Genomic DNA, 12,566 nt, shown 5'->3' with positions numbered 1-12,566 from the left:
AATTCGGGTTTATTGAGGGGAAGGTTGAAAGGCGTTCTATTGAAGGTGGTCGAATTGGATAATGTGACTCAGGGAGGGGAATTTATTTGTTTACGACTAAGAAAAGAAATATTCAATTGACAGAAGAAAATATAGAATTAAAAAATCGCTTGAAGGTTATTTTTGAAAAGGCACAGCAAAATGAGGATTATCTTAATGATTTTATTGAGGGATTTAATAGTGAATTAACCATTGCCATCGAACAGCACGAGAAGGTTAATGGGCAGCACGATGTCTTGGGCGAATTAGTCGGAAAAATAAATGAACGGTTTGATAAAGTAAACGTTATTAGTGAGATGTCCTATGATAAATCCCTTGGCCTTCACGAAAAAGGCCAGAATTTATTTGAATCCACTGTAGATATGGTGAAAATCTCAGAAGAGGGAAGGGATTCTGTTAGTAAAGTAGAGGGCCTCATTGCCAAACTCGGCGACCAGCTGCATGAAACATCAGTTAAAATGAATCAGTTAAATGAAAGATCGAAAGAAATTGAGATGATCGTCAAAGTGATAAAGGAAATTGCTGATCAAACGAATTTATTGGCGCTTAACGCTTCCATTGAAGCTGCAAGAGCGGGGGAACATGGCAAGGGGTTTGCTGTTGTCGCTGAAGAGGTAAGAAAGCTTGCTGAAAATACAGCGGAAAGCACTCATAATATAAGCGTCCTGACACAGAATATCCAAAAGGATATTGAGGACTCTCTGCAATCGACAAAGATGAGCACAGGGCTTATCGAAAATGGGATTCAGCTAAGTACCGACACGACGAGTAAAATCAATTATATTTTAACAGTATTTAATAATGTCCAATCTGAGGTGAAAGATGTTATTGGCACAATCGAAGAGCAAAGAGAATATTCAAATGATGTGATGAGTGAATTAGCAGAAACAAAGGATCTTATTGAACAAGCGAACGAAATGATTATTAATCATATTAATGACGCAAGTATAGTTGATGAGAAATTAGAAGGCGGCATTAGACAGGTTGCAGAATTAAGCAATTGGGGCAAGGTGCTTAACGAAGATAATGAATAGATACATTCGAATACCCCATTTACAAACAAGAACGCTCAGTTCAGTCTGAGCGTTCATTTACTTCACTACTTTAAAAAGAGAAGAGTGCCAATAACGGAACCACAGTCCACAAATTTCCTCAACCTGAAGAATTCGATTACCTTTTTACTTCAACTTCGTCAGGACATCCCTTTTTTTTTCAGCCAGCAATCCCACATTCACCTAAACAATAACCCTAATATCGCCAAAATGATAATTCCGCACCATATGATTAATTTTGGAGCCGATACCTCTTTGAAGGATGCTGCATGTTTTTTTCCCGAGTTAAAGTTGAATCTTATGTTTGGTCTTTGCTTATGCGGCAGCAAGGCTAAACCCAGCAGAAAGCCAGCTAGCAGCCCGAATAAATGGGCCGTTACATTGATATTTGGCTGCAAAAACGTCATAATCAAGGCGATGATGGTGATCGTCAATATGAGTTGAGAATTTGCCTTTGACATTAAATCTTTTCTGTACATAATGACGGACGCATAAAATCCGAATAATCCAAAGATGGCTCCGCTTGAACCAACATGTATATAAGTTAACGGTTCCAAAACGAGTGTCGCAACATTCGCGGCCACCCCAGCTATAAAATACACGAAGATGAACTTTCCCTTTCCTAGCATACGCTCTAAAGCAGGACCAAAAAGGACAAGGGAAAAGCTATTAAAAAGCATGTGCGGCAAATCGCCGTGCATAAGAATTGGTGTGACTAAACGCCAATATTCCCCTTCTGAAATATAAAGGTTTACCCCGGCGAAATGTTCATAAAGCCAAAAATTGGGGAGCATTGGGAAAACGGATATGAAGTAAAGTACAATATGAATGGCGATAATGATTGAAACTACTGGATAGTATCGCAGAAACTCTTTAAAGCTTTCCGTCCGTATAAACATAAGGCCCCTCTTTTCTCTACTTTCTCTCCATCATAGCCTAAAATGGAAATGAACATGATATAAAAACACGCAGACTTACTATTCTTATATTATTGTCTATGCAAATATTAAATGAAATAGAAGGATGATCAAAGATGATTACTGGAATTGGAATAGATATTGTAGAGCTTAATCGAATAAAAAAAATATTTGAAAGGCAAGTGAAATTTGCGGAAAGGATTTTAACACCGAAAGAAACCGCTGAATTTCAGACATTACCTATAGAAAGAAAGACAGAGTTTTTGGCGGGAAGATTCGCAGCAAAAGAAGCCTTCTCTAAGGCGATGGGGACAGGTATTGGAGGAAGCCTTTCCTTTTTAGATATTGAAATTGAAAAGGATGAAAAGGGCAAGCCATATGTGTCCAAGCCGATTCATAAGGGTGTACATCTATCCATTTCACATAGTAAAGAGTATGCCGTGGCTCAGGTCATCATTGAAAAGGTGTAAGCAAAAAAGCAAAAAGCTTGTCATTCAACCTAGCATATTCCAGAAGGTTGTCTCATATATTCATAGTGCAATAGGAGAGACAAGGCTAGACAAGGGGATTCATTTTTTCGTCTATCCTTTACCTCCTCCACGATTAGCGCAAAACTAAGTCAGATCATTAACGAGGAAATTTGTTCCAGTTGCAAAAGAATTGTTAAGCAACTGGATAGATGGATATTGTTGAGAAAATGACTTAGGTGCTGTGGCTGGACAATACACTGAATAGAGGCAAAAGGGGTTGAAGGAATGAGGAGAAAGTGGTTAATGCTGCTAATCGGGATATTGGCAGTGCTAGCGTTGTCTGCTTGCGGAACGAAATCCAAGGAAGATGTTGTGAAGGACCTGAATGGGAAAGTCGGGGAAATAAAGGGTTACAAGGCAAACGCGAAAATGACATTAGAAATGGGAACTGAACCACAGGTGTATGAGATTGAGGTTTGGCATAAAGATCCATCCTACTACCGTGTCAATTTGAAAAATGCCCAAAAAGATCAGAGCCAAATGATTTTGCGCAATGATGAAGGAGTCTTTGTTCTAACACCAGCACTGAATAAGAGCTTCCGTTTTCAAAGCGATTGGCCACAAAACAGCAGTCAAGCTTACCTTTATGAGTCTTTAGTGAAGGATATTGTCGAGGATAAAGAGGCTAAATTCACTGCAACGAAGGATCATTACGTTTTTGAAACGAAAACAAGATATCAAAATAATCAAATGCTTCCTACCCAAGAAATCACATTAAAGAAATCTGATTTAGCTCCAGTGAGTGTTAAGGTTATGGACACGGATAAAAACACACTTGTAAAAGTTGAATTCACTGACGTTAAATTTAATGCCGCCTTTGATAAAAAAGATTTTGATATGCAGAAGAACATGACTAGTGCCCAACTATCAGTTCCTGTATTAGCGGAAGTCGGCAGCGAAGAGTTCTCGGTCAAATATCCTTCTGAATTCCCGGGTGCTGATTTAGTTGATGAGAAGGCCATTACAACGGATAACGGCAAACGAGTTGTCCTAACATATGATGGAGAAAAGTCTTTCACAATCGTACAGGAAAAAGCCAATGTTATGCCAGCCTCCTCTTCCACAACGGTTAGCGGTGAGCCGGTAGATTTAGGCTTTACGATAGGTGCTCTATCAAATAATACAATTAAATGGACGTACCAAGGAGTCGACTATGTGATTGCCTCAAATGATCTGACAGAAAAAGAACTAGTCGAAGTTGCAAGGTCTGTTCAAGAAAGTACAGTGAAATAATTTCTTTATGGGCTCTGAATAAGGGCCTTTTTTTATATGGAAATATTCAGGAAACTTCGGGAAATGAATTGACAAAGGTGTCGAAGGGAGTCGATAATCGACATATAAAAAAGAAAAAAGGGTGTTCAAAAGATGGCCAAAGTTGCAGATTGCCAAACAGCTTTTTATAGAGATACTTGGGCGGAAATTAATTTAGATCATATTGCATATAATGTTGAGGAATTGAGAAAGCATGTACAGGATGATGTTAAGATCTTTGCTGTTGTCAAGGCTAATGGGTATGGACATGGGGATGCGGAGGTTGCCAAGGCAGCGTTAGAGGCAGGTGCTGACTATATTGCCGTGGCCATTCTGGATGAAGCGCTTTCCTTAAGGAAAAAGGGAATTAAAGCACCGATTCTTGTTCTCGGTGCAAGCCGTCCAGAGGATGCGGAGATTGCCATTGAACAAAATATCACATTAACTGTTTTCCAGCTGGAATGGCTTGAAAGAGCAAAGCATTACGTAGGATCCAATCAAAAGTTAACGATCCATTTAAAGCTTGATACCGGAATGGGGAGAATAGGAATTCGAAGCGGGCAGGAGCTTCAGGAGATTGAGACTGTTGTTGCCAAAAGTCATGCTTTCCATATAGAAGGGGTTTTTACCCATTTTGCAACAGCTGATGAAATGGATCCCGCTTATTACAATATGCAATTGGAACGCTTTAATGAAATGATTTCATGGCTGAAGAAAAAACCTGAATTGATTCATACAAGTAATAGTGCAGCATCTTTAAAATTTCCGGAAGCGCATTTAAATGCTGTCAGAATGGGGATTGCCATGTATGGATTAATGCCGTCAGTTGAAATGGAGCCGATCCTTCCGTTTCCTTTAAAACCTGCCTTTACTCTTCATTCAAAGGTTGTGAATGTAAAAAAGGTGAAAAAAGGGGAGAAGATTAGCTACGGTGCTACGTATGAAGCACAGGAAGATGAATGGATTGGTACGCTGCCAATTGGGTATGCTGATGGATGGACACGAAGGCTTCAGGGGCAGGATGTACTTGTAGATGGACAAAGAGCTCCGATTGTCGGCAGAATATGCATGGATCAATGTATGATTAAGCTGCCATCTGATTTACCTGTTGGTACTGAAGTAACCCTTATTGGACATCAAGGAAAAGAGAAAATTACCGCCGATAACATTGCAAAGAAACTTGGAACGATTAATTATGAAATCACTTGTATGATCGGTGCAAGAATTCCGAGGGTATACAAGAAAAATGGGCAAGTTTCAAAAATAATTAACAGCCTGCTCTAGAACGTGATGACATTGAACTGACCTCGGTTGAAAAGGGATCAGGAATAAATTAATTTCTTCAATATGAAAGCAAAGCTTTATGCATAAAAGAATAATTTTTTGGCGGATAATAGAGAAGAATTGATAAACCCCCTTTGCATGAGGTCGGATTGATGTTAATATTAAAAATGGTAGATATAAAATGGTGTGTAGTGATGGTGGAGGTGTTTGTTTGTGTCTGAGTCCAGCGCAACAACAGAGATTATGGTGAAATTACCGCAACATCTTGTAACCGAGTTAGATGGCTTTGTAAAGCAGGAAAACGTAAATCGGAGTGAATTCATTTATCAAGCAACCAAAATGTATTTGCGCGAGCGAAAAAAGAGACAAATTCGTGAGGCCATGAGACGTGGTTATATGGAGATGGCGAAAATAAACTTGACGATTGCATCTGAAGCATTTCTTGCAGAATTCGAGGCAGAAAACACAGTTGAACGTCTAGTAAGCGGAGGGTAATCCCTTGATTGTCAAACGTGGTGACGTATATTTTGCAGACCTATCCCCAGTTGTTGGTTCAGAACAAGGTGGCGTCCGTCCAGTGCTGATCATCCAAAACGACATCGGGAATCGGTTTAGTCCCACAGTAATTGTTGCTGCAATCACTGCTCAAATTCAGAAGGCTAAGCTGCCTACTCATGTTGAAATTGATGCGAAGCGCTATGGTTTTGAACGAGATTCGGTAATTCTTTTAGAGCAAATTAGAACAATCGATAAACAGCGCTTAACCGATAAAATTACCCATCTCGATGACGAAATGATGGAAAAAGTGGATGAAGCCGTTCAGATTAGCTTAGGGCTCATCGAATTTTAATACAAAATACGCTCTTTCCATAAGGGCGTTTTTATTTGTGTGTATGACAATTGGTCTTTTAATTATTTTTATCATTATTAACATCTACCCGCGGCAAGCATTCAAAATGCTTGCCATTTTTAATTTTACAGGCTTTCCAACCTTTACCCATCCGCTATTTCTGCTAAACTGTAACTAATCATTTTGAAAAATATAAATAAATAGGTTTATTCATTCGGCAAACAGGGAAGTAAATATCCAATTGATATGCAAAAAGGTGGGTCAGTTATGAATATGTCAGTTCAAATTCACGAGCAGGGAAATCAAATGAATGTGATTGTTCAAGGTGAGATTGATGCGTTTACTGCACCAAAGCTAAGAGAGAGAATCTTTCCTCTTTCAGAAAAAGAAGGAATAGAAATGATCATTAACCTATCTAATGTATCCTACTTAGATAGCACAGGGTTAGGCGTATTTGTTGGTGTGTTTAAAAATATAAGCTCCAATCATGGCAAGCTTCGGATCGTTGGATTATCTGAGCGCTTATTGAGGCTTTTCAAAATGACTGGTCTCGCTAATATTATTGATATTTCCAGCCAGAATGAAGGTGAAGAGAATGAATCAATCGTTTGATTATATTGAAATTAAAGTCCCTGCCAAAGCAGAATTCGTGAATGTAGTTCGGCTTACCCTATCGGGAATTGCGAGCCGGATGGGGTTTGTGTATGACGATATTGAAGATTTAAAAATTGCAGTAAGTGAGGCTTGTACAAATGCTGTACATCACGCCTATAAAGAGGAAGAACAAGGGGAAGTGGTCGTCGGTTTCGGGTTATACGAAAACCGGCTGGAAGTAATGGTTGCCGATAATGGCAAAAGCTTTGACTTTTTATCCGCCAAGCAAGGGATTGGACGGTATCAACAGACAGAATCCATTGAATATTTGCGTGAAGGAGGTTTAGGGCTATACTTAATTGAGTCTTTAATGGATGAAGTTAGAATCCATGATAAAGAGGGTGTGACGGTATTCATGATCAAATACCTAGAAGGAGAGCAGGTGGAGATGGATGCTAAAGCACTCTCGACCTAATCAAAAATCAAAGGATGAGATCAACCAGCTCATCAAAGCTTATCAGCAGCACCAAGATGAAGAAGCTCTAAATTCGCTTGTGTTATACTATCAGAATTTGGTCGAATCGATTGCACGAAAATACTCAAGGGGAAAAGCCTTTCATGAAGATATCACTCAGGTAGGGCTAATTGGATTACTTGGGGCTATACGCCGATATGACGAAACCTTTGGGAAGAATTTTGAGGCATTTGCAGTCCCGACTATTATCGGTGAAATCAAGAGATTCTTACGTGACAAGACATGGAGTGTTCATGTGCCCCGCCGAATTAAGGAGCTAGGGCCGAAAATCAAAACAACGATTGAGGAGTTAACAGTTAAACTCCAAAGGTCTCCGAAAATGAACGAAATTGCGGAAGTTTTAGACATTGAGGAGGAAGAAGTTCTAGAAGCCCTTGAAATGGGAAAAAGCTATCATGCGCTTTCCGTTGATCATTCGATTGATGCTGATTCAGAAGGCGGAACTGTGACCTTACATGATATAGTGGGTCAGGTCGATAAGGGCTATGAAAAGATCAATCAGATGCTTGTATTAGAAAAAGCATTGCATGTGCTAACGGAGAGAGAGAAACAAATCATCCAATACACATATTTAGAAAACTTGAGTCAAAAGGAAACGGGTGAAAAATTACAAATTTCACAGATGCACGTTTCAAGACTCCAAAGACGAGCTATTAAAAAATTGCAGGAAGCAATACATGCAGAATCAGCCAACCAAGAATCAACAAATACTTAATGTTTATGATATGAGGCTGCCTAATTGTCTAGGCAGCTTCTTTTTTTGAAGATAACGCGGGGTCCCATATGAAACTTAATCAAGAGTTTGGTAAAATGAAAAACAAGACTTAATGGCTGGGGGTAAAATATTGGAAACAACTATCGCAAATAATAATCAAGTTTTTGAAAAAATAGCTTCAGAACAATCGTTATCAGTTAAACAAGTTAGACACACAATCGGCCTTCTGGAAGAGGGAAACACGGTCCCCTTTATTGCTCGTTATCGTAAAGAACAAACTGGCGCTTTAGACGAGGTTCAAATTCGTGACATTATGGAGCGCTGGCATTACATACAAAATCTTGAACAGCGAAAAGAGGAAGTTATTCGATTAATTGATGAGCAAGGAAAGCTTACAGATGAATTAAGAAACAACATTCAAATTTCAGAGAAACTGCAGGAAATAGAGGATTTGTATCGCCCCTACAAGCAGAAGCGCCGGACGAAGGCAACCGTTGCGAAGGAGAAAGGCTTGGAGCCATTTGCAGAATGGATGTTAACCTTTCCGTTAACAGAATCTCCAGAGAACAAGGCAAACGAATTCCTCTCAGAAGATAAAGAAGTGAATTCCGTTGAGGAAGCCATCTCGGGCGCGAAGGATATTATAGCTGAATGGGTATCCGATGATGCGGACAGCAGAAAATGGATTCGCGAGCAAACGGCAAAAACCGGAACGATTGAATCAACAGTGAAGGATGAAGCAAAGGACGAGAAAAAGGTTTTTGAAATGTATTATGAGTACGAAGAGCCCATTTCAAAAATCGTCCCGCATCGTACATTGGCATTAAACCGCGGTGAGAAGGAAGAAATTTTACGCATCAGCCTTAAACCGAATACTGATTTTATTTTGAAATACTTACATAAAAAGTGGATCAAAAATGAAAAATCGAAAGTTTCGACCATTGTCCAAGAGGCCTATGAGGATGGGTACAAACGTTTAATTCAGCCATCCATTGAAAGAGAAATAAGAAATGAATTAACGGAAAAAGCGGAAGAACAGGCCATCATGATTTTTTCAGAGAATTTACGAAAACTCCTCCTGCAGCCGCCGTTAAAAGGAAAAGTTGTGCTAGCGGTGGACCCGGCCTATCGGACCGGCTGTAAGCTTGCTGTCGTAGATGAGACAGGAAAAGTTCTGAAGATCGCAGTCATTTATCCGCATCCGCCAGTTTCAAAGGCGAGAGAAGCAAAAGCACAAATTATTGATATCATTCAAACGTTTCAAGTGGAAATGATCGCCATTGGAAACGGAACTGCTTCACGAGAGACTGAACAGTTTGTTGCTGATATTTTAAAAGAGCTTAAAGAAGAGGTTTACTATCTTATCGTCAATGAAGCGGGAGCCAGTGTATATTCGGCTTCTGATCTGGCCAGAGAAGAGTTCCCGGATTTACAAGTAGAGGAAAGAAGTGCAGTTTCTATTGCCCGTCGTCTGCAGGACCCATTAGCAGAGCTTGTGAAAATTGACCCGAAGTCTGTTGGAGTCGGGCAATACCAGCATGATGTTTCACAAAAGAGATTATCAGAATCATTAACATTTGTTGTAGAAACGGCTGTGAACCAAGTAGGTGTAAACGTTAATACAGCTTCTTCTTCCTTGCTCCAATATGTTGCAGGGCTTTCAAAGACTGTTGCCAATAATATAGTAAAGATGCGGGAGGAAGAAGGGAAATTTTCAACCCGCAAACAGCTTAAGAAAATTCCGCGCCTAGGAGCGAAAACATATGAGCAGGCTATCGGTTTCTTAAGAATTATAGATGGAAAGGAACCGCTCGATCGTACAGGCATCCATCCGGAAAGCTATTCAGAGGTTATTAAATTGCTTGAGCAACAAGGTTTTAAAACAAGCGACTTAGGTTCAGCAGCATTAAAGGATTCAATTTCAAAATTAAATGTTGCTGAAATAGCTGTTGAATTAGGGATAGGGGAGCTTACGCTAAAGGATATTATCGATGCGCTTGTTAGACCAGAAAGAGACCCGCGTGATGATTTGCCAACACCGCTATTAAAAAAGGATGTTCTACAGCTGGAGGATTTGAATGCAGGTATGGAGCTTCAAGGGACTGTTCGCAATGTCGTGGACTTCGGCGCTTTTGTTGATATCGGAGTAAAGCAGGATGGGCTTGTTCACATATCTAAATTAAGCCGTCAATTTGTTAAACACCCACTAGATGTTGTTTCTGTCGGCGATGTTGTTACTGTTTGGGTCGATTCTGTTGATAAAAATAAAGGAAGAGTTTCTCTTACGATGCTTGCTCCAAATGAATAATTTACGATGTTAGAGCGCTAGGTAATGCCCGGCGCTCTTTTTGATTGCTCAGTCTCAATAAGATAGGCTTCTATGAACAGTGTTTTTTTCTGTAGAAAAACCAGCATTGATTTAATAATTTTATAGTGGAACGATCTTTTTCTAAAAAGGCCCTCTGCATTTGATTTTGAAACCATCCAGGCATCTGAATACCTCCTCGATAGGAATTCGAACTTAAAATTATCTATAAAGAAGTGTGGGTAATAACTTCTTAAATGAAAAAAATAAATGATTATCAAACTTATTACTATATGAAAAGGTATATATAGCCTATGCTATAATAGGTTGTCATGTTCACATTTATTTAGAGGGGAAAAAACGGATGGATGACTTAGAACTGCAAAAGTTAGTTGAGGACATTTCACTTCAAAGCTTTGGGAAGCCATTTCGGCATAAGGCTTTTTTTAATGAAAGGCTTCGTTCGACAGGCGGGCGTTATATGCTTAACACCCATAATATAGAGATAAATAGAAAATACTTAGATCAGCTCGGGTTTGAGGAATTATGCGGAATTATTAAACATGAGCTATGCCATTATCACCTTCATATTGAAGGAAGAGGATACAAACACAGAGATCAGGATTTTAGACATTTAATGAAAGCCGTTAGAGCACCAAGATTTTGCTCGCCTCTGCCAGAACGCACAAAAAAGGCCATGCCTAAAAGAATTATCATATATGCTTGCAAAGATTGCGGGCAATTATATGAACGGAAAAGAAGTATTAATACACAAAAATACGTTTGCGGAAAGTGCAAAGGGAGATTAGAGAAAATTAAAGAAGTAAAACAGGGGTAATATCTATAAGTAAAATAGATAATTATAATGTAAAATAGCAGAAGATTTTTTTTAGAAAACCTTCTTGACTTTTAATAGCTAGGTTTTTATAATAGTAAGAGTCGACAAGATGATGTGAGAAAACACAGTGTTTTGTTAATGACCAAAACAAACTATTCCGCAGTAGCTCAGTGGTAGAGGATTTTAAAAGATTGCAGCAACAGAGCATTACTTCACTGATTGGCAAACTTTTAAAATCTGCGACAAAGACCGAAGGACTTTGGAGCACATTCCCAAAGCTAATCAAACTGTAGGGAACAATACAAACTGATCCGCAGTAGCTCAGTGGTAGAGCATTCGGCTGTTAACCGAACGGTCGTAGGTTCGAATCCTACCTGCGGAGCCATTTATGGGGAAGTACTCAAGAGGCTGAAGAGGCGCCCCTGCTAAGGGTGTAGGTCGCGTAAGCGGCGCGAGGGTTCAAATCCCTCCTTCTCCGCCAGAGATATTTATATATGGCCCATTGGTCAAGCGGTTAAGACACCGCCCTTTCACGGCGGTAACACGGGTTCGAATCCCGTATGGGTCACTTTAAGAAAATATTATGGTCCGGTAGTTCAGTTGGTTAGAATGCCTGCCTGTCACGCAGGAGGTCGCGGGTTCGAGTCCCGTCCGGACCGCCATATACAATTAATGGGCTATAGCCAAGCGGTAAGGCATCGCACTTTGACTGCGACATGCGTTGGTTCGAATCCAGCTAGCCCAGCCAAAATTTTAAAAAACAACTTCGAAGCATTGCTTCTCTGGATGATTTTTTAAAATTTTTGCGACAAAGATCGCAGGACTTTGGAGCAAGTTTATGACTGCAATCAATATATAGAGAACAACAAAACATCTTTATAGCGAGCCATTAGCTCAGTCGGTAGAGCATCTGACTTTTAATCAGAGGGTCGAAGGTTCGAGTCCTTCATGGCTCACCACCTTAAACAAAAAGTCGGATAAGTAATTTATTTTTCTTTTGTTTAGGATATATGCGGGTGTGGCGGAATTGGCAGACGCACCAGACTTAGGATCTGGCGCCGCGAGGCGTGGGGGTTCGACTCCCTTCACCCGCACCATTAAATACCAGTTGAATTTCAACTAGATATTTGCTATGATAGTTTTTGTCACTTCTTTATAAAGCGGTCGTGGCGGAATGGCAGACGCGCTAGGTTGAGGGCCTAGTGGGGGCAACCCCGTGGAGGTTCAAGTCCTCTCGGCCGCACCAAAAAAGTTGTTGACATTCGAAGCGAAACAAGATATACTATAAAAGTTGCTTTAATAAATGCGCCCGTAGCTCAATTGGATAGAGCGTCTGACTACGGATCAGAAGGTTATGGGTTCGACTCCTTTCGGGCGCGCCATTAACGGGAAGTAGCTCAGCTTGGTAGAGCACTTGGTTTGGGACCAAGGGGTCGCAGGTTCGAATCCTGTCTTCCCGACCATTAAGATTAATAAAATAATATTGCGGGTGTAGTTTAGTGGTAAAACCACAGCCTTCCAAGCTGTTGATGAGGGTTCGATTCCCTTCACCCGCTCCAGAAGATAGTTCTTTGAAAACTGAACGAACAAAAACGTCAACGTTTTAGTCTTTTTATCAAAAAGACATTTATGAGCTAATCAACTCAACTTTATTGG

12 protein-coding genes, 11 tRNA genes and 1 pseudogene are annotated in these 12,566 nt (G+C 40.0%); 22 read left to right on the top strand and 2 right to left on the bottom strand.

Annotation, left to right across the window (positions count from 1 at the left end; translation table 11 throughout):
- Window positions 1-503: 503 nt before the first annotated feature.
- A pseudogene (locus AR328_RS23625) lies at window positions 504-1,073 on the top strand (methyl-accepting chemotaxis protein); the annotation flags it as partial.
- Window positions 1,074-1,270: 197 nt separating this feature from the next.
- Here the strand turns inward: AR328_RS23625 and AR328_RS21275 are convergent.
- The gene (locus AR328_RS21275; RefSeq protein ID WP_066301698.1) at window positions 1,271-1,990 is read right to left on the bottom strand and encodes a rhomboid family intramembrane serine protease; all 720 of its coding nucleotides are present in this window, start codon (window positions 1,988-1,990) and stop codon (window positions 1,271-1,273) included.
- Window positions 1,991-2,124: 134 nt separating this feature from the next.
- Between AR328_RS21275 and acpS the strand changes: the two genes are divergently transcribed.
- The 9 genes from acpS to AR328_RS21230 all read left to right on the top strand — a co-directional run bounded on the left by acpS (window position 2,125) and on the right by AR328_RS21230 (window position 10,075).
- On the top strand, window positions 2,125-2,478 hold the full coding sequence (gene acpS, locus AR328_RS21270; protein ID WP_066301693.1) for a holo-ACP synthase: 354 nt from the start codon (window positions 2,125-2,127) through the stop codon (window positions 2,476-2,478).
- Between the two features lie 285 nt (window positions 2,479-2,763).
- Window positions 2,764-3,771 (top strand): LolA family protein, encoded by a 1,008-nt coding sequence (locus AR328_RS21265; protein WP_066301690.1) that lies wholly within the window; start codon window positions 2,764-2,766, stop codon window positions 3,769-3,771.
- Between the two features lie 132 nt (window positions 3,772-3,903).
- Entirely contained in the window at window positions 3,904-5,073 is a 1,170-nt protein-coding gene (gene alr, locus AR328_RS21260; RefSeq protein ID WP_066301687.1) for an alanine racemase, read from the top strand.
- A 213-nt stretch (window positions 5,074-5,286) separates the two neighbouring features.
- A complete protein-coding gene (locus tag AR328_RS21255) occupies window positions 5,287-5,568 on the top strand; it encodes a CopG family ribbon-helix-helix protein (RefSeq protein WP_066301683.1) in 282 nt (93 codons plus the stop codon).
- A 4-nt stretch (window positions 5,569-5,572) separates the two neighbouring features.
- Window positions 5,573-5,923: a type II toxin-antitoxin system endoribonuclease NdoA gene (ndoA, locus tag AR328_RS21250; RefSeq protein ID WP_066301680.1), complete on the top strand. Its 351-nt coding sequence runs from the start codon at window positions 5,573-5,575 to the stop codon at window positions 5,921-5,923.
- A 267-nt stretch (window positions 5,924-6,190) separates the two neighbouring features.
- Entirely contained in the window at window positions 6,191-6,535 is a 345-nt protein-coding gene (locus AR328_RS21245; protein WP_066301677.1) for an anti-sigma factor antagonist, read from the top strand.
- Window positions 6,519-6,992, top strand: a complete 474-nt coding sequence (rsbW, locus tag AR328_RS21240; RefSeq protein ID WP_066301672.1) for an anti-sigma B factor RsbW — start codon at window positions 6,519-6,521, stop codon at window positions 6,990-6,992. Before AR328_RS21245 ends, rsbW begins: the two co-directional genes overlap by 17 nt.
- Entirely contained in the window at window positions 6,970-7,767 is a 798-nt protein-coding gene (sigB, locus tag AR328_RS21235) for an RNA polymerase sigma factor SigB (RefSeq protein ID WP_066301669.1), read from the top strand. Before rsbW ends, sigB begins: the two co-directional genes overlap by 23 nt.
- A 112-nt stretch (window positions 7,768-7,879) precedes the next feature.
- Window positions 7,880-10,075 carry a Tex family protein gene (locus tag AR328_RS21230; RefSeq protein ID WP_156422768.1) on the top strand — a complete coding sequence of 732 codons (2,196 nt, stop codon included), beginning with the start codon at window positions 7,880-7,882 and terminating at the stop codon, window positions 10,073-10,075.
- 70 nt (window positions 10,076-10,145) lie between these two features.
- Here AR328_RS21230 and cmpA read toward each other — a convergent pair whose 3' ends face one another.
- The gene (gene cmpA / locus AR328_RS22730; protein ID WP_150932668.1) at window positions 10,146-10,259 is read right to left on the bottom strand and encodes a cortex morphogenetic protein CmpA; all 114 of its coding nucleotides are present in this window, start codon (window positions 10,257-10,259) and stop codon (window positions 10,146-10,148) included.
- Between the two features lie 177 nt (window positions 10,260-10,436).
- On the opposite strand from cmpA, the gene AR328_RS21225 reads away from it, so the two are divergent.
- The 12 genes from AR328_RS21225 to AR328_RS21170 all read left to right on the top strand — a co-directional run bounded on the left by AR328_RS21225 (window position 10,437) and on the right by AR328_RS21170 (window position 12,469).
- Entirely contained in the window at window positions 10,437-10,910 is a 474-nt protein-coding gene (locus AR328_RS21225) for a SprT family protein (protein WP_066301663.1), read from the top strand.
- Window positions 10,911-11,220: 310 nt separating this feature from the next.
- Window positions 11,221-11,295 (top strand) — tRNA-Asn (locus AR328_RS21220).
- A 5-nt stretch (window positions 11,296-11,300) separates the two neighbouring features.
- Window positions 11,301-11,391: transfer RNA gene (locus tag AR328_RS21215), tRNA-Ser, on the top strand.
- A gap of 15 nt (window positions 11,392-11,406) precedes the next feature.
- Window positions 11,407-11,478: transfer RNA gene (locus AR328_RS21210), tRNA-Glu, on the top strand.
- A gap of 17 nt (window positions 11,479-11,495) precedes the next feature.
- Window positions 11,496-11,572, top strand: a tRNA-Asp gene (locus AR328_RS21205).
- Between the two features lie 11 nt (window positions 11,573-11,583).
- A tRNA-Gln gene (locus AR328_RS21200) sits at window positions 11,584-11,658 on the top strand.
- 135 nt (window positions 11,659-11,793) lie between these two features.
- Window positions 11,794-11,869: transfer RNA gene (locus AR328_RS21195), tRNA-Lys, on the top strand.
- A 53-nt stretch (window positions 11,870-11,922) separates the two neighbouring features.
- Window positions 11,923-12,007: transfer RNA gene (locus tag AR328_RS21190), tRNA-Leu, on the top strand.
- A gap of 63 nt (window positions 12,008-12,070) precedes the next feature.
- Window positions 12,071-12,156 (top strand) — tRNA-Leu (locus AR328_RS21185).
- Between the two features lie 59 nt (window positions 12,157-12,215).
- Window positions 12,216-12,292: transfer RNA gene (locus AR328_RS21180), tRNA-Arg, on the top strand.
- 4 nt (window positions 12,293-12,296) lie between these two features.
- Window positions 12,297-12,373: transfer RNA gene (locus tag AR328_RS21175), tRNA-Pro, on the top strand.
- Between the two features lie 22 nt (window positions 12,374-12,395).
- Window positions 12,396-12,469: transfer RNA gene (locus AR328_RS21170), tRNA-Gly, on the top strand.
- Window positions 12,470-12,566 lie beyond the last annotated feature (97 nt).

It is taken from the genome of Bacillus sp. FJAT-29937 (assembly GCF_001509555.1).
GTDB lineage: Bacteria > Bacillota > Bacilli > Bacillales > Cytobacillaceae > Cytobacillus.
This window is presented reverse-complemented; position numbering and strand designations above follow the sequence as displayed.

What these genes read in the sequence shown, in the direction of transcription:
- cmpA (WP_150932668.1), bottom strand. Translation starts at nt 10,259, where the DNA reads ATGCCTGGATGGTTTCAAAATCAAATGCAGAGGGCCTTTTTAGAAAAA.
- acpS (WP_066301693.1), top strand. Translation starts at nt 2,125, where the DNA reads ATGATTACTGGAATTGGAATAGATATTGTAGAGCTTAATCGAATAAAA.
- alr (WP_066301687.1), top strand. Translation starts at nt 3,904, where the DNA reads ATGGCCAAAGTTGCAGATTGCCAAACAGCTTTTTATAGAGATACTTGG.
- AR328_RS21265 (WP_066301690.1), top strand. Translation starts at nt 2,764, where the DNA reads ATGAGGAGAAAGTGGTTAATGCTGCTAATCGGGATATTGGCAGTGCTA.
- rsbW (WP_066301672.1), top strand. Translation starts at nt 6,519, where the DNA reads ATGAATCAATCGTTTGATTATATTGAAATTAAAGTCCCTGCCAAAGCA.
- sigB (WP_066301669.1), top strand. Translation starts at nt 6,970, where the DNA reads ATGCTAAAGCACTCTCGACCTAATCAAAAATCAAAGGATGAGATCAAC.
- AR328_RS21275 (WP_066301698.1), bottom strand. Translation starts at nt 1,990, where the DNA reads ATGTTTATACGGACGGAAAGCTTTAAAGAGTTTCTGCGATACTATCCA.
- AR328_RS21225 (WP_066301663.1), top strand. Translation starts at nt 10,437, where the DNA reads ATGGATGACTTAGAACTGCAAAAGTTAGTTGAGGACATTTCACTTCAA.
- AR328_RS21230 (WP_156422768.1), top strand. Translation starts at nt 7,880, where the DNA reads ATGGCTGGGGGTAAAATATTGGAAACAACTATCGCAAATAATAATCAA.
- AR328_RS21245 (WP_066301677.1), top strand. Translation starts at nt 6,191, where the DNA reads ATGAATATGTCAGTTCAAATTCACGAGCAGGGAAATCAAATGAATGTG.